Here is a 22,474-nt window from a genome sequence, read left to right on the forward strand (position 1 = left end):
TCCGCCCTGACATGCCGCGAGCACCAGTACCGCAGCCACGCCGAGGGCACGCGCCGCCCTATATACAGCCCGCATCGCGCTGCTGCTGTTCAATCGCCTTCAACACCGATTTCATGCTGTGCGGCTCGACGATGTTGAGCGGGTTGTGCCGATCCCAGAACCCCTCCGTCTCCGGCAGTTCGCGCCGATTGCCATACGCCTGCGGCAGGATCGGGCTGTCGCCCATCTCGCGGCCGAGGATATAGCCTCCTGCGCCCGCCCCGAGGAAGGGGTTGATCGCCCCGGCTACTCCGATGACGCCCGCGATCACGCCGTCGCGATTGTCCTGTACGCCCGACAACGGATCGCGCGGGGTGTAATAGGCCTCGACCGGCGCGGAATTCTCGTCGTATCCGCCGACCGTCGCCTGGCTGAGGCCGGCTGAATTGTAAGTCGTTGCCGGACGCCCGGTGCTGACCGCCGCCGCCGAGGCCATGCCGCCGCCCAGCGAGTGGCCGGTGAAGCTGACGTCCTCGCCGCTGGCGGCAGCAAGACCGCCGACCGCGAGTGCCCGGTCGTAATGGTCGCTGCGCATGCCGACGCCCTGCTGGGCATTCGACTGCCAGTCCGCCATCTCCGTCATCTGCGTGCCCCGGTACGCAATCGTGTAGCCGGGGGGATGTTCGCGCCGATAGACGCGGGCGTGGAAGTTCGATTCTTCCGATGCCGGAGGCGTCAGCATTTCGGGCGTCAGGCCCAGGCGGTCGAGTTCGGCGCGTCCTTCGGGCGTGTTGGGATCGACGTGGCGATAGCCCGGCGGCAGCGTCGGGTCCTCGCCATAGGTATGCTGGGCCAGCAGCGCATTGTCGTGGGCCTGGGCGAGTTCCGCGCACAGCGCGGCATTCTCCGGGATGGCGCACATCCCGCCGCCGGCCCCGCCGCCGCCGCCGCCCCCGCCGCCATTGGTGCCGATCAGGACGGTGAAGCACCCGAGCACGATCATCCCGCCATGAACGGTCGGATCGGTCATCCGCGCCGCCATCGATCCCGATACGATGACGTTGAACGATCCCATCGCGATCGAGTCCGGCGGGCCGACGCAGGTGCACATGTCGCCCACCCGCGCCTGCGGCAGGCTGCCCGTCAGCACGGTCGGCGCGCAAGCCGGCAGGATCGGCCCGCCGACATGCGGCACCAGCCCGTTGACCAGCGGGCAGACGTGCATATCGGTCATGCGCGCGGCGGGCAGGTTCATCGCGGTTCTCCCGCTGCGAGGTGGCGCGGCGCGCTCACTGGCCCGCGACCGCCTCCGCCCTGGCCGGTGCCGCCGCCACGCGAGGCGACAGCATCGGCTTGGCGGCATCGCCGACCACGAAATACGGCCCCCAGTAGAAGGGATGCGAATAGGCCGGCTGGGCCATCAGTTCGCGCTGCGCGGCCTGGAGCGATGTGCCGATATCGGCGCCGCGCGCGCGTTCGTAGAAGGTGCGGATCAGATCCTCGGTCTCCTTTTCTGCCGACACCTGCCAATAAGTCGCCATGACCGCGCGCGCATTGGCGGTCAGGAAAGCGCGGACGAGCCCTTCGAGCGTCGAGCCCGATTCCTCCTGCCCCGATGCGCGGGCGAGCGCCTGGTTCCTGACACCGGCCGCGGTATCGCAGGCCGAAAGCACGACGAGATTGGCGTCGAGCCGCAGGCCCGCGATTTCCGAGAAGCTGAGCAGCCCGTCGGAATTGGCGTCGCCGAACGAGGTGACAAGCGCGGGCGGAGACTTGGTGCACCCCCACACGCCTTCTTCCAGCCCATGCGTCGCGAAGTGCAACACCTCGTAATCCGAAAGGTCGTCCCGCGTCGTGAGCGCGGTGTCGTTGAAGGCGCCATCTGTCACCATTGGCGCGCCCGGCACGCCAAGCGCGGTGGAGGCGATCTCCAGCTCGCGCTTGCTGATCGGTGCCATCCGCGCGGACAGCGCCTGAAGCGTGCGCAGTTCGACCGAGCAGCCGAAACCGACATTGACCATCTCGCTCGCCGGCGCGTTGACCGCCGGCGCGCGGTGCTCGCCCAGGCCCAGGAAGGGCTGTTTCGCCTGGCTGGGCGCCAGCGCGCGGACGACCAGGAAGGATCGCGGCGACACCGCGGTCGACAGTGCGGTGCGTGCGGCAAGGAACTGGGTCTTGGAGAAATCGAACGGATCGGCGCGCTGCGCCTGCGGATCATAGGCGGTGACCAGCACGCCGACCGGCAACTTCTGGAGCGGTCCTGCCGGATCGACGACGAGGGCCGTCGATTTCAGCATCGCCTCCTGCGCCGGGCCGGAGATCAGGCGGAACAGGACGAAGGCCTTCGCCTCCTCGAACGGCACCAGCTTGCCCTGTGCGAGCTGGCCATCGATCGACCCTCGGACATCGTCCGCCAGCTTCATCACGGTGCGCGTGTCGGCCGGCGTGGCCGCAACCGGGTAGATGAAGCTGTCCGCCGCGGTGATGAACATCGCGTAGAGCCGCTGGTTCACCTCCGAAATCTTGAGGAAGCCCTCGCCCGGCTTGAGCGCGGCGCGCACCTCCGCCAGCGTCGCCGGACGATCATCGATCGTGCGGTAGCGCGGGTCGGCGGAGAGTTTCGCGTCGATCGCCAGCAGCTTCGTCTCGGCGGCCTGGCGCTCGGCCTCCAGCACGGCGGCCGGTGCCCCGGTGTTCGTCGCTTCGGCGATGGCGTAGCGCAGACGGGTGATCTCGCGCTCCAGTTCCGCACGATCGCGGACCTGCACGCCAATATCCTGATCGGCGGTGACGACCGCCTGGATCTGGCTGAGCTGGCGCGCGACCGCCGGCTCGCCAGTGCCCTGCACCGCGCGGAAGAAGCGTTCGTAGGTATCGCCCTGCGGCGCGTTCTTCGCCTCCGCGACGAGCAGGTCAAGATAGCCCTCCAGCCCGATCGGCTGCGCGCCGCCGGTGCTGTTCGCCGCGATCAGCGCATCGACCGACCGGCCATATTCCTCGCGGATCGCCCTGGGATCGCCGCCACGCCGCGCCACCATGCTGGCGCGTTCGAGCTGCAATTCGGCGATCGCCGGTTCATTGCCGGTGCCCGCCGTCGCGACCGCGCTGCGCCGCAGATCGTCGAGCGCGCGATCCATCGCCGGGATCGCGGTGCCCCAGTCGCCGCGCCGCGCCGCGAGCCGGGCCTTCTGCCGTTCGATACGCGAGCCGAGCCACAGCACCGGACCCTGATCGATCCGTTCGTTCTGGAGCGGTGCATAGGAGCGTTCCGCGGCGGCAAGCGCCGCCGTCGCACCGGGCTCGTCGCCGAGCGCCAGCATCGCCGCGCTGCGCGCCCAGTTGGTCTGGGCGTCGAGCACGATCTGCGAGAGCAGCGCCGTATCGGGCAACGCGATCGAACTCGTCGCGTCGGTGCCGGTTGTGCCCGGCTGGTTGATCCGACGCACCGTCGCGAGATCGCGCAGGGGCTGCCCCGCCGAGGCCGGTGCGCTGACCTGGCGATCGAGCGCGGTCAGCGCCGTGCGGAACTGGCGCCGGTTGAGCAGGTCGAGCGCCAGATAGGCGTCGCGCTTGCGCTGCAGGAACGGCGTCCGCGCCGCCGGCTCCGCCGCCATCACAGCATCGGCGCGGGCGAAATGTTCGGCGGCCGCTTCCGCGAACCGGATGTTCGAATCGGCAAGCGCCGCCTCGAGCTGAAGCTCGACGAGGATCGCAGGCGCGGCATTGGCGGGCACGCGGCTGAGCGCGTCGTTGAGCACGCGCGAGGCCTGGACGTTGAGTCCCTTGTGGTTGAGGCTGATGCCGGTGCTGAGCGCCGCTTCGGGATCGAACAGGCTGGCCGCGAGCGTCGCCTGGTCGATCGACGAAGGCAGCGGAGCGAGCGCCGCGACGTCGATGCTGGCGGTGGTGGCGCGGCCGCCGTCGCCATCGGGCCCGCGCTGGCCGCCGACGATCGCCATCGCCTGTTCGAGCGGACCGAGCAGCGACGGCGCCGCCGCGGCGACCATCGTGCGGCCGCCGACCGAGCGCGTCACCGCGACGACCTCCGATCCGAGCAGCTTGTCGTAGCAGCGCCGCGCGCTCGCCGCGCCGATGCCGCTGCCCATCATCACGTCGCCGGAGGCACCGCACTGGAGCGCGCCTTCGATCCGCGCGAGTGCGCCGGTGTTCGGGCCGACCAGTCGCACCGTGCCGACCGGCCGGCTTGCGGCGACGTTGCGGCAGGTGATCGAATAGGCGGCGTCGAAGGCGTCCGTGACGAGAGGATCGTTCCAGTTGCGCGTCGCGGTGCACGGTTCGCCCGCCGCATTGCGGCCCAGCGTCAACGTATCGGGCTGGCTCATCCCCACCGTGGTGGTGGTTGTCGCGCAGGATGCGAGCGCCAGTGCCGATGCGGCAAGGATCGCGGCGCCGAACGGCCTCGCGGTCGCGGTCTTCACTGGTTGTTCTCCTTGCGCGGGCAGGCCGGATCGGTCGATCCCTCGGGGCAGGTCGGCGGCGCGATGTCCTCCAGCGGCGCGTCGATCGACGACACGCCGGAGAACAGCGCTTCGTTGTTCGTGCCGACGACCGGATCGAACGGCACGGACAGATTGTCCGACGCGCGCAGGATCTGGGTGCGGCTCGCATCGAAAATGCTCAGGATCGGCTGCGACACGACGTTGCTGAGGCAGCCCGCGCCAGAACCGAGCAGGCAGCCGTTGACGCGCGCGGCGCGCAGATCGACCGACGTCGCCCCGATCGCCGACGGGCCGAGCAGCGCCGTCGCGATACCCCCCACCCCGCCGACCGTCCCGAAGATCGCCAGCGCGCCGGCGCCGCCGGCATCGCCATTGGCGATGAAGTTGAGCGCGGGGCCGCTGGACGCGCCGATCACAGCACCGCTGTTCTCGCCCAGCAGGCCGGTGTTCTGGAACAAGGCATAGTCCGTGAAGCGCACCGTCACGCGGTTCGCCGACAGGATCGTCGCGGCGGCCGCATCATAGGCGACTCCGCCCTGGTTCGCGGCGTAGAGCGACGAGCCGGCGTTGCTGACGAAGCGGCCGGCGACGTCGGCGGGCGACAGGCCGGTGAGCGCGTCGAGGAAACCCGCCGACTGGCCCTGGGCGACGCGGGCGCCGCGCAGTTCGAGATCCGCGGTGGAGAACAACAGGCGTCCGCCGCCATTCGCGGTGGTGGCGATGCGGATATCGCTCGCCCGATCCGTCAGGTTCGCCGCGGTGCCGCCGAAGCGGAACAGCCGCCCGCTGCCCGCGCCCGTGACGGCGCCGCGCACGTCGATCCGGCCGGTCGTCAGCACATCGACGCTGGTGCGGCCAGCGGTCGCGCCGAACCCCAACGCGCCGATCTCCACAGCGCCGCTGCCGCCGTCGAGCGTCAGCCGGTCGGCATCGATCAGGCCGATTTCCGCCTGCGACAGGCGGAAGCCGTCCGCCGCAGTGGTGTCGCCGAGCCGCAGGGCCGTGGTCGCGGGCGCGCGGTTGGCGAAGGTGACGGCGGTCGCGCGCTGCGCGCCGGTGATCGTCGCATCGGCCGCGCGGACCGACAGGCTGGGCCCGGCGGTGATCGCGCCGAGAGTCGCCGCGCCCGCCGCATCGATCGTCGCCGCGCCGCCGGCAGTCGCCGAACCGATCGACACCGCGCCGCCGCTGGTGACACCCAGTGTCGTGCCGGCCCCGAGGCGCGTCGCCGTCACGCCATTCCCGGTCGCGGCGATCGCGCCGGTCGCGGTCAGAGTGCCGAGCGTCGCCACGTCGGTGGCGGTCACGGCGATATCGGCGGTGCTGGTGATCGTGGTGGCGTTCAGCGTGCTCCCCGACTGGAGCGTGGCGCCGCGCGACGTGAGCGCACCAACGGTCATCGCTCCCGTCGAACGCAGCGTGGCGATACCGCCCGCAGCACCCGTGCCGAGCGTCAGCGCCCCGGCCGTCGCATTCAGATCGAGCGCGCCGGAGGTCGCCGTGGCGGTCGTCGCGTCGATCGCGGTGCCGCGTACCGTGACGGCATTCCCCGCCGTCGCCTGGCCAAGCCGCACTACGCCGCCCGAGGTGACGGCCAGGCTGTTACCCGCGCCGGTCGCGGTCAGGGTGCCGAGCGTCGCCGCACCGGTGGCGGTCACGGCGATATCGGCGGTGCTGGTGATCGTGGTGGCGTTCAGCGTGCTCCCCGACTGGAGCGTGGCGCCGCGCGACGTGAGCGCACCAACGGTCATCGCTCCTGTCGAACGCAGCGTGGCGGCACCGCCCGCAGCACCCGTGCCGAGCGTCAGCGCCCCGGCCGTCGCATTCAGATCGAGCGCGCCGGAGGTCGCCGTGGCGGTCGTCGCGTCGATCGCGGCGCCGCGTACCGTGACGGCATTCGCCGCCGTCGCCTGGCCAAGCCGCACCACACCGCCCGCGGTGACGGCCAGGCTGTTGCCCGCGCCGCCCGCCGTCAGGTTGACGCGATCGGCGGCGGTGGCGCCCGTCACGTCTCCCGTCGCGGTCGCGGTGACGGCGCCGTTGGTGGCGTCCACGTTCGCCAGCCGCAGGTTCGCGCCGTTGACGGTCGCACTGCCGCCGCTGGTGAGACCCGTCGACACCCCGACGTCGCCGGTCGCGGTCAGCCGCGCGGTGGTGCCCGCAGTGCCGGTGCCGAGCGCAATCGCGCCTGAGCGGGCGTTGACCGCAAGGCTGGTCCCGGCGCTGGCGGTTGTCGCAGTCACCGACGCCGCGTCGATCGCCACCTGTCCACTGGTGCTGCGGACGGTGCCGATATTGGCGGAGCTTCCGGTTGCAGTGACCCCGATCGCGCCCGTCGCGACCAGACTGTTCGACACGGTGACCGGCCCCTGCGCTGACAGCGTCGCCGTCGTCCCCGCACTTGCCGTCCCGAACGTGAGACCGCCGCTGCTGCCCGTGACGGTCAGCGCCGTCGTCGCGGTGGCGGTACCGATGGTCGCGGTGCCAGCATTGATGAATATCTCGCCGCCGACCGATGTCAGTGAATCGGCCGCCAGGGAACGTGCCGAGACAATCCGGACGTCCCGGCCGACGCCGGTTCCGAGCGAGAGATTGCCCGGTCCTGAGGACAGGCTGAGCGTTCCTCCTGCACTGGCGGCGCCGATGGTCGCGTTGGCGCCGCCGGACACATTCACGCTGACGTTCGAACCCGAACTCGCAACCGATGCAACCGCCAGTTCGCCGCCGCTGGCGATGGAGATCGCTCCCGGCGAACTTACCGAGCGCGCGGTGATCCCGCCACTCGAACTGCCAAGCGAGATTTCCGCTCCGGCATTGGTCGCCGTCACGTCCGCAAGCTCGAGCCTGCCGCCCGGTCCGGTCGCGGTGGCAGTGAAACTCTGTCGCGTCACGATCGGCCCGGCCACGGTGATCGACGGAGCCGTCAACTGTCCGATTATCTGGCCGCTACTGCTGACGGCGTTGCCGATCCGATCGGCGAACACGCTGCCCAGCGTGATCGCGGCATTGCTGGCGCTGACGCGCAGGCCCACCGAAGACTGGCGATCCGGTCCTGCGCGGATCACCGTATCCGGCGCGAACAGGATGCCGAAGCCTCCATTGATGAAGATGTCGCCGTTGGCGCTTGAGCCCGCGCTGTTCGACAACAGGGTCAGCCCCGGCCCGCCGTTAACGGCTCCGATCGCGGTTATCGAGATCGAATCGCGGGCGGAAATCGTTTCCGCATCCGCATCGATCCCCAGCAGGACCGTGGCGCCATCTATGGAAAGCCGGCCCCCGATCGTTGCCGAGCCAGTCAGCGTCGCCTCTCGCAGATGGGATAATATGGTCGCGTTGCCGTTCTGCGTGGCGAGCCGATCGACGGAGACGCCGTATCCGCGCAGCAACAGGTCTCCGATACCCGCTGAGACCGACCCCGCGACGACGCGGCTGTTCGAGTACAGGGTGGCGGCGCCGCTGGCCGTGACATTGCTCACCGTCAGTTGGCCGTTCGAAGGGTTGCCCGACGCCGGAGCGGTCGTCGTCAGCTCGACATTTCCAGCGCGCGCCACGACATCGCCAGCATCGATGGCGAGCGCGGTCGCCGTCACGGCGTTGCCGGTGACATTCGCCATCCGCGCCGCGCCGCCGGCGGTGATCGCGACACTGCCCGCGCTGCTCGTGATGTTCGTGGTGTTCATCGCCCCCGCGGCGGCCAGGGTGACATCACCGGTTGCCACCGCTTCGCCTACCCGCAAGGTTCCGCTGCTTGCGGCCATGGCTAGCGGGCCGCTGCGCGCAGTGACGGACCCCGTCTCGATCCGAGCCCCGCGCACATCGATCGCGTTCCCCGCTATCGCTCCCACCAGGACCGCGTCGCCCGAGGCGATAGCGACATTGCCTGCGCTGCTCGTCACGTCGTTTGCGGTGAGAGCGCCCGCTGCGGTCAGGCGCAGATCGCCGAACGACGTCACGCGGCCCGCGTTGAGCGCGTCTGCGGTGGCATCCAGCGTGACGGTGCCGGTGCGGGCCGTGTTGGATACGGTGTCGATCGCTGCCGCACGGATCAGCACCGACTCACCGGCAACGTTGCCGAGCGCCGCTGCGCCGCCGGCCGTCACGGTGACGTTGCCTCCCGTCGAGGTGATGTTTCCTGCGCCGCCGATCCGGCCGACCGGCCCGGCCGCCGTGACGGCGATCGCGCCGCCTGCCGTGACGGTGCCCAGATCGATCCCGCCGACCGAGTTCAGCGTCGCGGTGCCGCTCGCGGTCACCGTGCCGGCCGCCAGCGTGGCCGACCCCCCGCCGCCGCTGGTCGCCAGACCCACATTGGTGCCGTTCGCGGTGCCGATATCGAGCCGGCCGCCGGTCGCGCGGACATCGACCGCGCCGGCGGTGGCCGACGCCTCGACGAGTTGGACGCGGCCGCCCGATACGGTGGTGCCGCCGACGCTGCGCAGCCGCTGGCCGGCGAGCGCGCCGGTCGCGGTCGCCGCGATGGTCGTGGCGGCGGTGACATCGCCCGTCACGATCGTGTCGGCAATCAGCGTGACCGATCCGGTCGAGGCAATCGTTCCGGTGGTCAGCCCGCCCGCGCTGGTGGACAGCGACAGGCTGCCGGCGAGATCGAGGTTCCCGAGCGTGATGGCGGCATCGTGCGCGATGGGCACCACCGCGCCACCGCCCGCATCGGTACGTCCGAACGCGTTCGCGACGACATCGCCCAGCACCAGCGGCGTGCCGGCCGCGAAGCGCAGCGCGACATCGCTCTGCCGCGCGGTGCCGCCGCGCAGCACGCTGCCCGGCAGCGAGATCGCGCCGTTGGCGGCATCGAGCGTGACCGCAGTGCCGATCCCGGCCCCTGCCCCGTCGCCGATCAGCGTGAGGCCGCCGCCGCCCGTGATCCCGCCGGTCGTCGCGGTGATCGTGGCGAAGCGCGCGGCGCGCTGGGTTTCGGAACCGGTGCCTTCGCCGAGCCGCACCGAAGCGCCCCGAACGCGGTAATCGCGTCCTGCCTCGACCGTGCCGCGCACTGCGGCGGCACCACTGGCGGTGACGATCAGGTCACGCGCCGCCGATCCGTCGCCCAATGTCGCATCACCGGCGCTGGCGGTCAGCATCGCATCGCCGGCGCGCGCGGTAGCGCTACCGACCGACAGGCTGGGCCCGGCCACCGTCAAGACGTCACCCGCCAGCGCGTCGAGCGTGATCGCGCCGGCTGCCGTCACGGCCAGCGCGCCCGCCGCAGAGATATCGCCGCCGGCCGCGCCGGTGCCTGAAATCGCCGCGCCGCCCGTCACCGTGACGGGGCCGCCCGCGCTGACGACGGTGCCGAGCGTGATCGCCCCCGGCGCGGTCAGCGTGACGGCGCCGATGGCGCGCGCGGTGTCGTCGATCCGAAGCGTGGCGCCGCTCGCAACGATAAGGCCGGCGCCCGCCGTGGCGGATGCGAGTGCCGCCGCGCCGGTGGTCGCGACGTCGATCGCACCACCAGTCGCCGCGAGTGTCGCGCCGGGCGTCGTCGTGCCGGCAAGCGAGCGTCCCGAGACCTTGAGGTCGCCGGTCGCGCTGGTCAGGCTGCCGATGGCGATGTCGCCCGCCGCGGCGGTGACCGTTGCCCCTGTCTGCACGCTGGAGTTGCCCAGCCGCAGCGACGCGCCGGTTGCGGTCAGCGAGAGCGCGGCGTCGCGCGACGCCGCGCCCGCTATGTCGATCGTCGTCGCGGTGCCGGTAATGCCGCCAGCCGTCGCCGTCAGATTGCCAGCGCGCAACGCTCCGCCCGATGCCAGCGTTATCACCGTGGCCGAAGCGGCATCGACGAGCGTGACGTCACCCGCCGAACGCAGATCGATGCCGTTGCCGCGCAACGCGCCGGTCGCCTCGATCGACGCGGGCGCCGTCGTCGCGCCGATGGTGATCGCATCGCGAATATCCGCCGAACCCAGCCGCACCGCGCCCGACCCGTCGATCGTCAGACCGCCGCCGGTCGAACTGGTCGCGCGGGTGACGCCGATCGCCTGCGCCGGCGCTCCGGCCAGCGTCACATTACCGCCGGCCGCGATCGACCCGAGCGCGATCGCGCCGGTCGTCGCCGCGGCCTGAACCGTCGTGCCGGCGACGATATCGTCGGCCCGCACCGCCGCGCCGGTCAGCTTCACCGAACCGGCACGCGCGGTCACATCGTCGAGCGACAATGCGGCGCCGGTGATCTCGACCGCGCCTGTCGCGCTGTCGAGCAGCCCGGTGGCGGTCACCGCGCCGCCCGCCTTGATCACGATACCGGTCCCGGCAGTCGCCCGCGTCAGCGCCAGCGCGCCACCCGCCTCGGCGCTGATGCCGCCCGACGCCGTCAGCGCGGTCGTGGCGGCGATATCGCGCGAGGCGCGCAGTGCGACCTGCTGGCCGGTGCCGGTGGCATCCACCGTACCGCTCAGCGCGATGCCGGCGGCGCCGTTGGTGGCACTGCCGCCAGCAAAGCTGACGCCCGGCGCCGTCGACACGTCGCCCGCAACCAGCACCACGCCCCGCCCCGTCGCGACCGCGCCGCTGGCCCGCGTCGCCGCGCGCACGTCGAGCAGCGAATCGACCACCGAACCTGCCGAGGCGAGGACGAAATAGGCTTCGTTGCCGGCCACGCTGCCGGCGACGATCTGAGACGCGCCGCCGACGCTGGTGCCACGGTTGACCGTGATCGCCAGCGGGCTGCCCGGGGCCATCGTCATCGATACGTCGGTGGCGGTCACGAACGCGACCTGGCCAGTGCCGGCGTCGAAGGTGCCGTTGACGTCGATCACCGGCGCGATCAGCGCAAGCTTGCCGCCGTTCGTCAGGATGCGCGTACCCGCGCCGCCGCCCCGAATGCCCGCGGTGCTCCCCGCCGAAGTGGTCGCGCGAAACCCGCCGCCCGCGGTGAAATCAGCCAGGCTGATGTCGGGCACCGACGCCAGGAACCCGGCGGAGGTGATCGACAGGTTGCTGCCGAACAGGAAACCCTCGCCGTTCTGGATCCACAACTCGACGCCCGGCGCGGTGATCGTCCCCGACAGGTTAGACGGCGCCGCGATCGCGACCGGTCCGCCCGCGCGGACGCGGTTGAGCACGGCCGCCACCGGAACGGCGGCGTTGTTGGTGAAGCGCGCTGTGTCGCCCGCCGGCACATCGAAATGGAACCAGTCGATCACCGTCGTACCGGTCACCAGCGAGACGTCGAGCGTCGAGCCCGGCGTCGGCCCGCCGCCGGTGATCGTGGCGGTGCCCAGTATGACACTCGCATCGCTGGCGTTCGGCAGCGTGCCGTTGGACGTCTGCGCCGCAACGGGCGTGGAAAGCAGCAATCCGCCGGCCAGCGCCGTGGACAGGATCAGGCGGTTTCGCGACCGGGAGCGGGACATCATCACGGCACTTCCTTACCTAACGCGGGCGCGCGTCAGCGCGGGCGCGGCCTGAACTGGAACGTCAACGACACGAGCACGCGGTCGGGCGGCGGTCGCTGGTCGATGAGCAATGCCGGATCGCGCGGATGGGCATAGGTCACTTCGAGCAGCGCATTGTTGGTCAACGACGCGCGGATGCCGCCGCCATAGCTGCGCAGCGTGCGATCGGTCTCGGTCGCGTTGGGATCGAGGTTGGTGAGCTTGACGGTATCGATGAAGCCGAACAGCTGCAGATCGAAATCGTCGCGACGCCACACGTCGGCGCGCACTTCGGATCGGAACGCGATGGCGCGGTCGCCGGTGTTCGATCCCGGATCATAGCCGCGGCCGACCGTCAGGTTGCCGATCGAATATTCCTCATAGTTGAGCAGCGGATCGTTGGTCCACTGGCCCTGGATGCGCGCCGCGAACGACAGGATCGGCGTCAGGCGGACGACCGTGTCGAGATCGCCGCGTACCACGAAGGCGCGCGCGTTGCCGTCGATGCGCGACGGCAGTGCCCCGCCGATCGGGATGACGCCGCCTTCGCTCGCGCCGAACAGGTCCAGGCCCTTGCGAATCGAAAGCGCACCACGCGCCGACCAGTTGGTCAGGCCGCCCCGCCCGGTCGCCCGCGCTTCGCCGTCGATTCCCAGATAGAGAATGCGCAGCCGGTCACGACTGAGCGGCGCGCTGTTGCCTCCGGCGGTCACCCGGCTGTCCTGGTTGACGTAGTCGAAGCCGGCATCGAGCGCGAGGTTGCTCATCAGCGAGCGCACCAGCGGGCGCCGCACATCGAAGCCGGCCACCAGCGTATCGGACCGCAGGTCCAGCGCACCGATATCGGGCCGCGACCACGCCTTGGTCGCCCGCAGGCCGAACGTCGTGCCGGCGGTGTCGAGCGTCATGATGTGCCCGGCCTGGACGATCCGCTGCTCCTCGAAATCGCGGGTCGTGGACACACCGACATAGGTCGTGTCGCCCATGCCGGTCAGGCCGTAGACCTCGCCGCGCAGATAGCCGGTCTCGCGGCCCAGCAAGGGGGAATTGTAGTTCTGGAAGTTGCCCAGCACCGCCCAGGGGCGGTAGCTGATCGCCAGATCGCCGATCACCTCGCCCGGCGCGGTGCCGGCCGGGCGCAGCGACAGCTGGACGTCGAGACCGGGCAGGTCGCCAGCGAGCAGCAGCAGCCGCTCCGCATCCCGTTCGTTGAGCGGGTCGAGCGCCTCGAGCTCGGCGATCCGCGTGCGCAGCGCGGCTTCGTAAGCGCCGGGGGCACCGCGTACCCGCGTCTCGACGATCCTGGCGGTAATGACGTCGAGCCGCAGCGCACCCGCGTCGATTTCCTGCGGCGGCACCTGCACCGAGGCGATCCACCCGTCGCGGCGCAGCGCAGCGTTGGCGGCGTCGCGGATGTCGCACACCGCGCTGATCGGCGCATCCTGACCGGGAGCCACGACCCCGGCCAGCGTCGCGGCGATCGCCGGCGCGAGCGGGCTGCCGTCGGGGCGGGTGAAGGTCACCCGCGACAGATCGACCCGCAATGCCGATCCCTCGAAAGGGCAGTTCTGGCGTTCCAGCGCGCCGCGCGAATCGACATCGACGCGCGCGGCCGGAGGCGCCTCCGGCGGGAGCGGCGTGAGCTGTTCGCGCGTCGGCAAGGCGCCGGGGACGCTCTGCTGCGGCACCGTCTGCGCGAGCGCCGGCGGCGCGATCAATATTGCGGACAAGAAAGTCGCGCAAAACAGACGCCGCCGCGACGGTGAATTCGGACGGAAATCCTGCCGAGCGTCGTTAGTCCCCGCCGTCATGCCCACCCCCGATGCGCCGATCCATTCGTACCGATTCGTGTCGGCGCGATGCTTTATAAGACGCGCGCGACGACCATATACCTCCTGGCGGAGTCGGCAATCACTCGAATCGATGTTGCCGGAACCTAATGTTGGCCCATCCGCCAAGTCAAACGATCCCGGCGCGACTGTTTGATCTTCTTGCGGATCATCGACGACAGGACATTGAGGCGCCACACCAAAGTCTTGTGCACGGCTAGCGCTTGTAGCCGTGCGCCAGAACAACGCCCTGACCGCGCGGTGCCAGAGAAATGTTTCATACCTGAAATTACAGGGTTGAATTTTCATGTGGGCAGCGGGATGCTTCGCCCGACCCGGGGCAACGGAGCATTCCCTCGCGATGCGGATGGCGGTTATCGGCGGCGGCCCGGCGGGCCTGTATTTCGCGATCGCGATGAAGCTGCGCGATCCCGGACATCGCGTAACCATGTATGAGCGCAATCGCGCCGACGACACGTTCGGCTGGGGCGTGGTGCTGTCGCAGGAGACGCTCGACAGGCTCGCCGCCAACGACCCCGTCAGCGCCGCGGCTATCCGCGACCGTTTCGCCTGGTGGGACGATGTGGCGGTGGTGCGCGGCGACAGCCGGATCGTGTCGGGCGGACACGGCTTCTGCGGAATCGGCCGCCGCACGCTGCTGAGGCGGCACTGCTGTCGCACCCGCACGTCCGGGAATGCGCGGTGATCGGCGCGGCAGACGAGGGACGCGGACAGATCGTCGAGGCGCATGTCGTGCTGGCCGAGGGCGTCGAGGGCGACGCGATCCTCGTGAAACTATTGCAGGATCATGTGAAAGCCGCGATCGCACCGTATAAATACCCCCGGTCGGTGCGCTTCGTCGCGGCGCTGCCCAAGACCGCGACCGGCAAGATCCAGCGGTTCCGCCTGCGCGACGGGGGCACCGCATGACCGACTTTGCCGCGACCCGCGCCCGCTTTCAGATCCCGGAAGGCGTCATCTACCTCGACGGCAACTCGCTCGGGCCGCTGCAGATCGGGGTCTCGGAGCGCATGGCCGGAGCAATCTCGGACGAATGGGGCGGTGAGTTGATCCGCGCCTGGAACAGCGCCGGATGGATGACGATGCCGCGCCGCATCGGCGACCGTATCGCACGGCTGATCGGCGCGGAGACCGACAGCGTGGTGATGGGCGATACCCTGTCGATCAAGGTCTATCAGGCGCTCGCCGCGGGGCTGGCGCTGGTGCCGGACCGGCGGGTGGTGCTGTCCGACAGCGGAAATTTCCCGACAGACCTGTATATGGCCGAAGGGCTGCTGCGTTCGCTCGGGCCCGACTATGCACTGAAGGTCGTCGCACCGGAGGAGGTCGCCGACGCGATCGACGGCACCGTCGGTGCGCTGATGCTGACCGAAGTCGACTACCGCACTGGCCGCCGCCATGACATGCCGGCGCTGACGAAGCGGGCGCATGACGCCGGGGCGATCACGATCTGGGATCTCGCCCATTCCGCCGGTGCCTTTCCAGTCGAGGTGGCGGCTGGCGGCGCGGACTTCGCGGTGGGCTGCACCTACAAATATCTGAACGGCGGCCCCGGCGCGCCGGCCTTCATCTACGTCGCGCCGCGTCACGCCGACGGCGCGTTGCCCGCGCTGTCGGGCTGGATGGGCCATGCCGAACCGTTCGCGTTCGACCTGGGCTACCGTGCCGGCGCGGGCGTGGAGCGGATGCGCGTGGGCACGCCGCCGATCCTGGCCCTCGCCGCGCTCGACGCCGCGCTCGACGTGTGGGACGGGGTTGATCTGGGCGAGCTGCGTGCTGCCTCGATCACCTTGAGCGAACGCTTCATCGTCGAGGTCGAGGCACGCTGCCCTACCCTCTCCCTCGCCTCGCCTCGCGATCCGCACGCGCGCGGCAGCCAGGTGTCGTTTCACCATCCAGAGGGCTATGCCGTCATGCAGGCGCTGATCGCGCGGGGTGTGATCGGCGATTTCCGCGCGCCCGACATCCTCCGCTTTGGCTTCACTCCGCTCTATCTGTCGCAAGAGGACGTCGCAGAAGCCGCGCGCATCCTCGCCGACATCCTCGATACGGGCGCGTGGCAACGACCCGAATTCCAGACCAGAGGCCTCGTCACATGACCGATCCCGCGCACGGCGCGCGCACCGATTTCTCCGGCACCATGTCGTACGGCGATTATCTGCGGCTCGATGCGATCCTGGATGCCCAGGCGCCGCTGTCGGCCGCGCACGACGAACTGCTGTTCATCGTGCAGCACCAGACGTCGGAATTATGGATGAAGCTGGCGATCGCCGAGATCCGCGCCGCGATGGCGGCGATCAGGGAGGGGCGGCTTCCGGTCGCGTTCAAGATGCTGACGCGGGTCGCCCGCATTTTCGAGCAGCTGAACAGCGCGTGGGACGTGCTGCGGACGATGACGCCGAGCGAATATACCGAGTTCCGCGACTCGCTCGGGGCATCGTCCGGTTTCCAGTCGTTCCAGTATCGCGCGATCGAGTTCCTGGCGGGCAACCGCAACGCCGCGATGGTCAAGCCACACGCCCACAGGCAAGAGACGGCGGCGATGCTGGAGGCGATCCTGGACGCGCCCAGCCTCTATGACGAAGCGCTGATGCTGCTCGCCCGCAGCGGCATCGCGACCGGCGAGCCACAACGCGACTGGCGCGAGCCGCGCGCGGCGAGCGAGGCCGTGGTCGCCGCCTGGGCCACCGTATATCGCGCGCCGGAAACCTATTGGCAGCTCTATGAACTCGCGGAGAAGCTGGTGGATTTCGAGGATTATTTCCGGCGCTGGCGGTTCAACCACGTCACCACCGTCGAGCGCATCATCGGCTTCAAGCGCGGGACCGGCGGAACGGCGGGGGTCAGCTATCTGCGCAAGATGCTGGACGTCGAACTGTTCCCGGAATTGTGGCGCGTGAGGACCGCGCTGTGAGCGCGAACCGGGCCCTCCAGCCGGCCGGGTGGGCGACGCCGGTCGGCTATGCCAACGGCATGGCGGCGGAAGGACGCATCGTCGTCACCGGCGGACAGATCGGCTGGAACGCGGATCAGGCTTTCGAGAGCGACGATCTGGCCGATCAGGTGCGCCAGACGCTCGCCAACGTGGTGGCGGTGCTGGCGGAAGGCGGCGCCGGGCCAGGGCATGTCGTCTCGATGACCTGGTATCTGACCGACGTCGGCGAATATTCCGCGCGGTTGAAGGATGTCGGGCGGGCGTATCGCGACACGATGGGCCGCGAGTTTCCGGCCATGGCGGTGGTTGGGGTCACGCGGCTGGTCGAGGCGCGGGCGAAGGTGGAGATACAGGCGATCGCGGTGGTGCCGACGGAGGAATGACGAAAGAATGGCGCCGCGGCGAAGCGGCGTCGTCGGTCGGCGCGTGCGCCGCCGGCCGGACTGATTTCGTCTCGCAAATAGAATCGCTATTTGCGTGCGAAATCAGTCTTCCGCCGCGATCCTTACCCGCAGGCCGTCCAGCGCATCGCTGAATTCGATCTGGCAGGACAGGCGGCTGGTCTCGTTCCGGTCACTCGACGAATCGAGCAGGTCGTTCTCGTCCTCGCTGATCGGCGGCAGTTTGGCGGCAAAATCCGGGTCGACATGGATATGGCAGGTGGCGCACGAACAGCAGCCGCCGCACAACGCGAGCAGCTCGTCGAAGCCGGCGTCGCGGATGACCTCCATCACCGACAGGCCCGCCTGGCCCGCGACCGCGCGTTCTTCCCCTTCGCGGGTCGTGACGATAAGTGTCGGCATCGAAGCATTCCTCCCGGTGTCTCGCCCGGCCATGCCGTGCCAGCATCATGATTTCAAGAAAGCCCCGTTTGATGGGACTGTCCGCCGATCAACTGAAAGCCTCGCTGGATACCGTCGCGGCGATCGAACCCGCCTTCGCCGCCGCCATCGCGCGCGCCGGCTATCCCGAGCCGCGTATCCGCGCGCCCGGATATGAGACGTTGCTGCGCACCATCGTCGGCCAGCAGGTATCGGTCGCCGCGGCGGCGTCGATCTGGAACAAGCTGGCGGCGGCGCTGGGCGACCTGACCGATCCCGCGACGATCGCCCGCACGCCCGACGAGGCATTCCGCGCGGCCGGCTTCTCGCGGCAGAAGACCGGCTATGCCAAGTCGCTGGCGGACGAGGTGACGAGCGGCCGGCTCGACCTCCACAACCTGCCCGTCGACGACGAGGAGGCGATCGCGCAATTGGTGCGCGTGAAGGGGATCGGGCGCTGGTCCGCAGAAATCTATCTGCTGTTCGCCGAGGGCCGGCCCGATATCTGGCCGGCGGGCGACCTGGCGGTGCAGATCGAGATCGGGCGGCTGCTGGGCCATGCCGAACGCCCTTCGGAGAAGCTGACACGCGACCTGGCAGAGGCGTGGCGGCCGCATCGCGGGGCGGCGGCGATCATGGCCTGGCACCATTACAAGGTCGATATGGACGTGATCTAGGCGCGGGCGGCGCGTTCGCGGCAACCTTTGGCTTCGCCGCAACCGTCAGGCGCTTTGCAGCGGCGCCCGGTGTCCTCTATACGTTCCGTCATGTCGTCCGACCTGTTCGCGGCCCCGTCCGCCGCTCCATCCGACTATGACGCATCGTCGATCGAGGTGCTCGAGGGGCTGGAGCCCGTCCGCCGCCGCCCCGGCATGTACATCGGCGGCACCGACGAGCGCGCGCTGCACCACCTTGCCGCCGAGGTGCTCGACAATGCGATGGACGAGGCGGTGGCGGGACATGCCACCCGAATCGAGGTGACGCTGGACGCCGGCAATCGACTGACCATCGCCGACAACGGGCGCGGGATGCCGATCGACCCGCACCCGAAATTCCCCGACAAGTCGGCGCTCGAAGTGATCCTGTCGATGCTGCATTCCGGCGGAAAGTTCTCGGGCAAGGCCTATGCCACGTCGGGCGGCCTTCACGGCGTGGGGGTCAGCGTGGTCAACGCGCTGTCGAAGGACACGGTCGTCGAAGTCGCGCGCAATCGCGAACTCTATCGCCAGCGTTTCTCACGCGGCCAGACGCTGGGTCCGCTCGAACATCTCGGCGGCACGCCGAACCGACGGGGCACCACGGTCGCCTTCACGCCCGATGAAGAGATCTTCGGCGAAATGCATTTCAAGCCGGCGCGGCTGTACAAGCTGGCGCGGTCCAAGGCCTATCTGTTCGCCGGTGTCGAGATCCGCTGGAAATGCGCGCCGGACCTGCTCGTCGAAGGCGACACGACACCGGCCGAGGCGGCGTTCCAGTTCCCCGGCGGCCTTGCCGATCACCTGAAGGAACAGATCGGCGCGCGCGAATGCGCCACGGCCGGCTTCTTTTCCGGGGCGCAGGAGTTTCCCGATGCGCAGGGCCGCGTCGAATGGGCCGTCGCCTGGCCGCTGTGGAGCGACGGCAGCTACAGCTGGTATTGCAACACCATCCCGACGCCCGACGGCGGCACCCACGAACAGGGCCTGCGCCAGGCGCTGACCCGCGGCATGCGCGCGTTCGGCGAACTGGTGGGGCAAAAGAAGGCGAAGGATCTGACCGCCGACGACGTGATGGTCGGCAGCGAACTGATGCTGAGCGTGTTCATCCGCGAACCGCAGTTCCAGTCGCAGACCAAGGACAGGCTGACGTCGCTCGAGGCCACCGGGCTGGTCGAACGCGCGGTGCGCGATCATTTCGACCATTTCCTGTCCGACAACATGGACCGTGGCAAGGCGCTGCTCAGCTATGTGCTGGAACGGATGGACGACCGCCTGCGCCGCAAGCAGGAACGCGAGGTCAAGCGCAAGACGGCGACGTCGGGCCGCAAGCTGCGCCTGCCCGGCAAGCTGACCGATTGCGCCGCCGACAGCCCCGAGGGCACCGAGTTGTTCATCGTCGAGGGCGATTCGGCGGGCGGTAGCGCCAAGCAGGCGCGCGATCGCAAGACCCAGGCGATCCTGCCGATCCGCGGCAAGATATTGAACGTTGCCAGCGCGACCAGCGCGAAGATCCTCGCCAATCAGGAGATCGCGGACCTGATTCTCGCGATGGGGTGCGGCACGCGCAAGGATTGCGTGCCCGAAAACCTGCGTTACGAACGCATCGTCATCATGACCGACGCCGATGTCGACGGCGCGCACATCGCGACGTTGCTGATGACCTTCTTCTTCCAGGAAATGCCCGATCTGGTGCGGCGCGGACACCTCTACCTCGCCCAGCCGCCGCTCTATCGGCTGACGGCGGGCGCGAAATCGCTCTACGCGCGTGACGACGCCCACCGCGCCGAGATCGAGGCGACCGAGTTCAAGGGCAAGCGCGTCGAGGTGTCGCGCTTCAAGGGACTGGGCGAGATGAACCCCCAGCAGCTGCGCGAGACCACGATGGATCCGAAGACGCGCGGCATGATCCGCATCACCCTGCCCCAGGAATATGAAGAGCGCGCGGGCGTAAAGGATCTGGTCGACCGACTGATGGGCAATAACCCCGCGCACCGCTTCGCCTTCATTCAGGAAAATGCGGCCCGGCTGGAGGATGAGGCGATCGACGCCTGAGGCGCTGCCGATGCCTTCCGCGACGCGCATGGTGCGCCTTGTGCCTGCGGCGTTGCGTGGCACGTAATCGCCGCGAAGCATTCTGCCTCCATTCAGGACTCCACGATCATGGTGCTCGCCACCATCGGTCGCGAAACAATATTGTCGAAACAGGGAAATTGACGCCATGATCGCCTTGACCCTTGCGCTCGCCGTCGCCCAGACGGCGTCCGCCGCGCCGCCGCAGGACGACGAAGGCAAGACCATCGTCGTCACCGCCAAGCGGCTCGACGTCACGAAGAAGGCGCTCGACGCCTGCATCGCTCGCGCCTGCCCGCCCGACGAGGAGGTCGCCGCCGCGCTGGCCCATGCCGAGAACCAGTTCGTCGAGGGCGAGTACAAGGCCGCGCGCCACACCCTGCACGGCACCATCGGACGGGTCGATCGCCGCGCGAAGGAATATCCTGTCGCGGTCGCCAACATCTGGCGCGCCGAATCGCGCATCTCGGCCCATCTGGGCGAGGACCGCTCGATGCGCAGCAGCCAGTTGCAGGCGATCGACGCGCTGAAGGCCGGTCTTCCCGCGACAGACGACCGCGTGCTGCTCCAGCGCCTGCAGGTCGCCGACACCTTCCTGCGGCAGGGCAAGGTCGAGATGGGGCTGGCCGGCTACCACACGGTCGTCCGCCAGGCACGCGGCAAGAAGAATGCCGCCGTCGAGGGAACAGCGCTGCTGCGCATCGCGCTGGTCTATTCGGCGCTGGCCGGAATGCCGGCGAGCGCGCTCGACCCGCAGACGCGGTTCGGCGCCAGCGACGCAAACTTTCGCGACGCGAAGCGCGCGGTGAAGGCGTTGCTCGACACCACCGATCCGCAGCTCGCCGGGTTTCGCGACGCGGGCCGGCTGCTCGATGCGCGGCTGGACGCCGTGAAGGGCGACATGCGCGGGATCGAGGCGATCGCCGCGAACTATGCCAGGGATCGCCCGAGCCAGGCTATCCTGCTCTATGCGCCGCTGCTCGACGACCGCGGCACCTTCTTCGATCCCAACCGGGTGAAACTGCTCGGGGAGCCGGACTTCGTCGATCAATGGGTCGATGTGACCTTCCTGGTCGATGCGAATGGTCGCGTGAAGGAGGTCGAGGTTTTGCGCGAGAGCCCTAGGCTGCGCAACGACTGGGTCAAGCCGGTGCTCGCCAGCGTCACGGCGCGGCGCTACGCCCCGCTCGAGTTTGACCCCGGCCTCGACGGGATGCGCCGCGTCGAACGCTACACGATGACCGCCGCCTGGGGCCTTGGCGCGACCGGCACCAACATGCGCGTGCGTATGGGCCAGCCTCGCCTGGAAATGCTCGACCTGACGGCAGACCCGCCGCGCACCGCATCGAGCGGCACGAGCCAGCCCTCACCGGCGGAATAGTTTCGGCGCGTGGCCCGGTCCGTCATGGTCCGGGCTGCGACGCCTCAGCGGTTGCCGCCGATCAGGTCGCCCAGGCTGCCCAGCGCCGATCCTTCGCCGCGATTCTGGCCGCCGCGCGAGCCCGCCGCCGCGAGCATGCGACCCGCCAGGCGCGAGAAGGGCAGCGACTGGATCCACACCTTGCCCGGCCCGGTGAGCCGCGCGAAGAACGCACCCTCGCCACCGAAGATCATGCTCTTGACCCCGCCGGCGCGGACCAGGTCGAAATCGACCGACGGCGTGTAGGCGGCGATGCAGCCGGTATCGACATGGAGTTCCTCGCCCGGCTGGAGCACGCGCTCGACGATCGCGCCGCCGAACTGGACGAACACCCAGCCGTCGCCGTCCAGCCGCTGCATGATGAAGCCTTCGCCGCCGAACAGCCCGGTCATGATGCGCTGCTGAAAATGGATACCGATCTGGACGCCCTTGGCCGCGCACAGGAAACTGTCCTTCTGGCAGATCAGCGACCCGCCCACCGTGTCGAGCTTGAGCGGCACGATCGCGCCGGGCGTCGGCGAGGCGAAGGCCACGCGGGCCTTGCCCGATCCTTCATGGGTGAAGACGGTCGTGAACAGGCTTTCCCCGGTCACCAGCCGTTTGCCCGCGCCGAGCAGCGCCCCCATGAAGCCGCCGCCCTGCCCGCCCGATCCGTCGCCAAAGACGGTCGTCATTCCGACGCTCGCGTCCTTCCAGATGAGCGACCCGGCCTCCGCCACGGCGCTCTCTCCGGGGTCCAGCTCGATCTCGACAAACTGGAGTTCCTGGCCCTTGATCTCGAAATCGATATCGTCGGCGACGCCGGATTTGCGGCTGTGCGACCAGGGGCTGGAAGAGGTCATGGCGCGGG

Annotated in this window: 14 protein-coding genes; 8 read left to right on the forward strand and 6 right to left on the reverse strand. The window is 69.5% G+C overall.

Annotation, left to right across the window (positions count from 1 at the left end):
• Positions 1-58: 58 nt before the first annotated feature.
• Genes VYI76_RS03905 through VYI76_RS03920 form a run of 4 tightly spaced genes read right to left on the reverse strand, consistent with a single transcriptional unit; the run spans position 59 to position 13,548 of the window.
• The gene (locus tag VYI76_RS03905) at positions 59-1,234 is read right to left on the reverse strand and encodes a PAAR domain-containing protein (RefSeq protein ID WP_326523466.1); all 1,176 of its coding nucleotides are present in this window, start codon (positions 1,232-1,234) and stop codon (positions 59-61) included.
• 34 nt (positions 1,235-1,268) lie between these two features.
• Positions 1,269-4,418, reverse strand: coding sequence for a CHAT domain-containing protein (locus tag VYI76_RS03910; protein WP_326523467.1), 3,150 nt, complete (start codon positions 4,416-4,418; stop codon positions 1,269-1,271).
• On the reverse strand, positions 4,415-11,812 hold the full coding sequence (locus VYI76_RS03915) for a hypothetical protein (RefSeq protein WP_326523468.1): 7,398 nt from the start codon (positions 11,810-11,812) through the stop codon (positions 4,415-4,417). Before VYI76_RS03915 ends, VYI76_RS03910 begins: the two co-directional genes overlap by 4 nt.
• Positions 11,813-11,844: 32 nt before the next feature.
• Positions 11,845-13,548 (reverse strand): ShlB/FhaC/HecB family hemolysin secretion/activation protein, encoded by a 1,704-nt coding sequence (locus VYI76_RS03920; RefSeq protein ID WP_326523469.1) that lies wholly within the window; start codon positions 13,546-13,548, stop codon positions 11,845-11,847.
• 472 nt (positions 13,549-14,020) lie between these two features.
• Between VYI76_RS03920 and VYI76_RS03925 the strand changes: the two genes are divergently transcribed.
• The 5 genes from VYI76_RS03925 to VYI76_RS03945 are packed head-to-tail and all read left to right on the forward strand — an operon-like array spanning position 14,021 to position 16,998.
• On the forward strand, positions 14,021-14,365 hold the full coding sequence (locus VYI76_RS03925; RefSeq protein WP_326523470.1) for an FAD-dependent oxidoreductase: 345 nt from the start codon (positions 14,021-14,023) through the stop codon (positions 14,363-14,365).
• Positions 14,362-14,589 (forward strand): AMP-binding enzyme, encoded by a 228-nt coding sequence (locus VYI76_RS03930; RefSeq protein ID WP_326523471.1) that lies wholly within the window; start codon positions 14,362-14,364, stop codon positions 14,587-14,589. Before VYI76_RS03925 ends, VYI76_RS03930 begins: the two co-directional genes overlap by 4 nt.
• Positions 14,586-15,779 (forward strand): kynureninase, encoded by a 1,194-nt coding sequence (gene kynU / locus VYI76_RS03935; protein WP_326523472.1) that lies wholly within the window; start codon positions 14,586-14,588, stop codon positions 15,777-15,779. Before VYI76_RS03930 ends, kynU begins: the two co-directional genes overlap by 4 nt.
• Positions 15,776-16,594, forward strand: a complete 819-nt coding sequence (kynA, locus tag VYI76_RS03940) for a tryptophan 2,3-dioxygenase (protein WP_326523473.1) — start codon at positions 15,776-15,778, stop codon at positions 16,592-16,594. Before kynU ends, kynA begins: the two co-directional genes overlap by 4 nt.
• Positions 16,591-16,998: a RidA family protein gene (locus tag VYI76_RS03945; RefSeq protein ID WP_326523474.1), complete on the forward strand. Its 408-nt coding sequence runs from the start codon at positions 16,591-16,593 to the stop codon at positions 16,996-16,998. The genes kynA and VYI76_RS03945 overlap by 4 nt, the downstream gene beginning before the upstream one ends.
• A 102-nt stretch (positions 16,999-17,100) precedes the next feature.
• Here VYI76_RS03945 and VYI76_RS03950 read toward each other — a convergent pair whose 3' ends face one another.
• Positions 17,101-17,418 carry a ferredoxin gene (locus VYI76_RS03950; protein WP_326523475.1) on the reverse strand — a complete coding sequence of 106 codons (318 nt, stop codon included), beginning with the start codon at positions 17,416-17,418 and terminating at the stop codon, positions 17,101-17,103.
• Positions 17,419-17,489: 71 nt separating this feature from the next.
• Here VYI76_RS03950 and VYI76_RS03955 point away from each other — a divergent pair, with 71 nt between their 5' ends.
• From VYI76_RS03955 to VYI76_RS03965, 3 genes are all read left to right on the forward strand, one after another.
• On the forward strand, positions 17,490-18,113 hold the full coding sequence (locus tag VYI76_RS03955; RefSeq protein ID WP_326523476.1) for a DNA-3-methyladenine glycosylase family protein: 624 nt from the start codon (positions 17,490-17,492) through the stop codon (positions 18,111-18,113).
• Positions 18,114-18,203: 90 nt separating this feature from the next.
• Positions 18,204-20,186, forward strand: coding sequence for a DNA topoisomerase IV subunit B (gene parE / locus VYI76_RS03960; protein ID WP_326523477.1), 1,983 nt, complete (start codon positions 18,204-18,206; stop codon positions 20,184-20,186).
• 166 nt (positions 20,187-20,352) lie between these two features.
• A complete protein-coding gene (locus VYI76_RS03965) occupies positions 20,353-21,585 on the forward strand; it encodes a hypothetical protein (RefSeq protein ID WP_326523478.1) in 1,233 nt (410 codons plus the stop codon).
• A 44-nt stretch (positions 21,586-21,629) separates the two neighbouring features.
• Here VYI76_RS03965 and VYI76_RS03970 read toward each other — a convergent pair whose 3' ends face one another.
• A complete protein-coding gene (locus VYI76_RS03970; protein ID WP_326523479.1) occupies positions 21,630-22,466 on the reverse strand; it encodes a TIGR00266 family protein in 837 nt (278 codons plus the stop codon).
• Positions 22,467-22,474 lie beyond the last annotated feature (8 nt).

Origin of the sequence: Sphingomonas sp., assembly GCF_035910975.1 — a bacterium.
Taxonomy (GTDB): domain Bacteria; phylum Pseudomonadota; class Alphaproteobacteria; order Sphingomonadales; family Sphingomonadaceae; genus Sphingomonas.

Coding starts and splice junctions, on each gene's coding strand:
- VYI76_RS03905 (WP_326523466.1), bottom strand. CDS start 1,234: ATGAACCTGCCCGCCGCGCGCATGACCGATATGCACGTCTGCCCGCTG.
- VYI76_RS03915 (WP_326523468.1), bottom strand. CDS start 11,812: ATGATGTCCCGCTCCCGGTCGCGAAACCGCCTGATCCTGTCCACGGCG.
- VYI76_RS03925 (WP_326523470.1), top strand. CDS start 14,021: ATGCGGATGGCGGTTATCGGCGGCGGCCCGGCGGGCCTGTATTTCGCG.
- kynU (WP_326523472.1), top strand. CDS start 14,586: ATGACCGACTTTGCCGCGACCCGCGCCCGCTTTCAGATCCCGGAAGGC.
- kynA (WP_326523473.1), top strand. CDS start 15,776: ATGACCGATCCCGCGCACGGCGCGCGCACCGATTTCTCCGGCACCATG.
- VYI76_RS03950 (WP_326523475.1), bottom strand. CDS start 17,418: ATGCCGACACTTATCGTCACGACCCGCGAAGGGGAAGAACGCGCGGTC.
- VYI76_RS03955 (WP_326523476.1), top strand. CDS start 17,490: ATGGGACTGTCCGCCGATCAACTGAAAGCCTCGCTGGATACCGTCGCG.
- parE (WP_326523477.1), top strand. CDS start 18,204: ATGTCGTCCGACCTGTTCGCGGCCCCGTCCGCCGCTCCATCCGACTAT.
- VYI76_RS03965 (WP_326523478.1), top strand. CDS start 20,353: ATGATCGCCTTGACCCTTGCGCTCGCCGTCGCCCAGACGGCGTCCGCC.
- VYI76_RS03970 (WP_326523479.1), bottom strand. CDS start 22,466: ATGACCTCTTCCAGCCCCTGGTCGCACAGCCGCAAATCCGGCGTCGCC.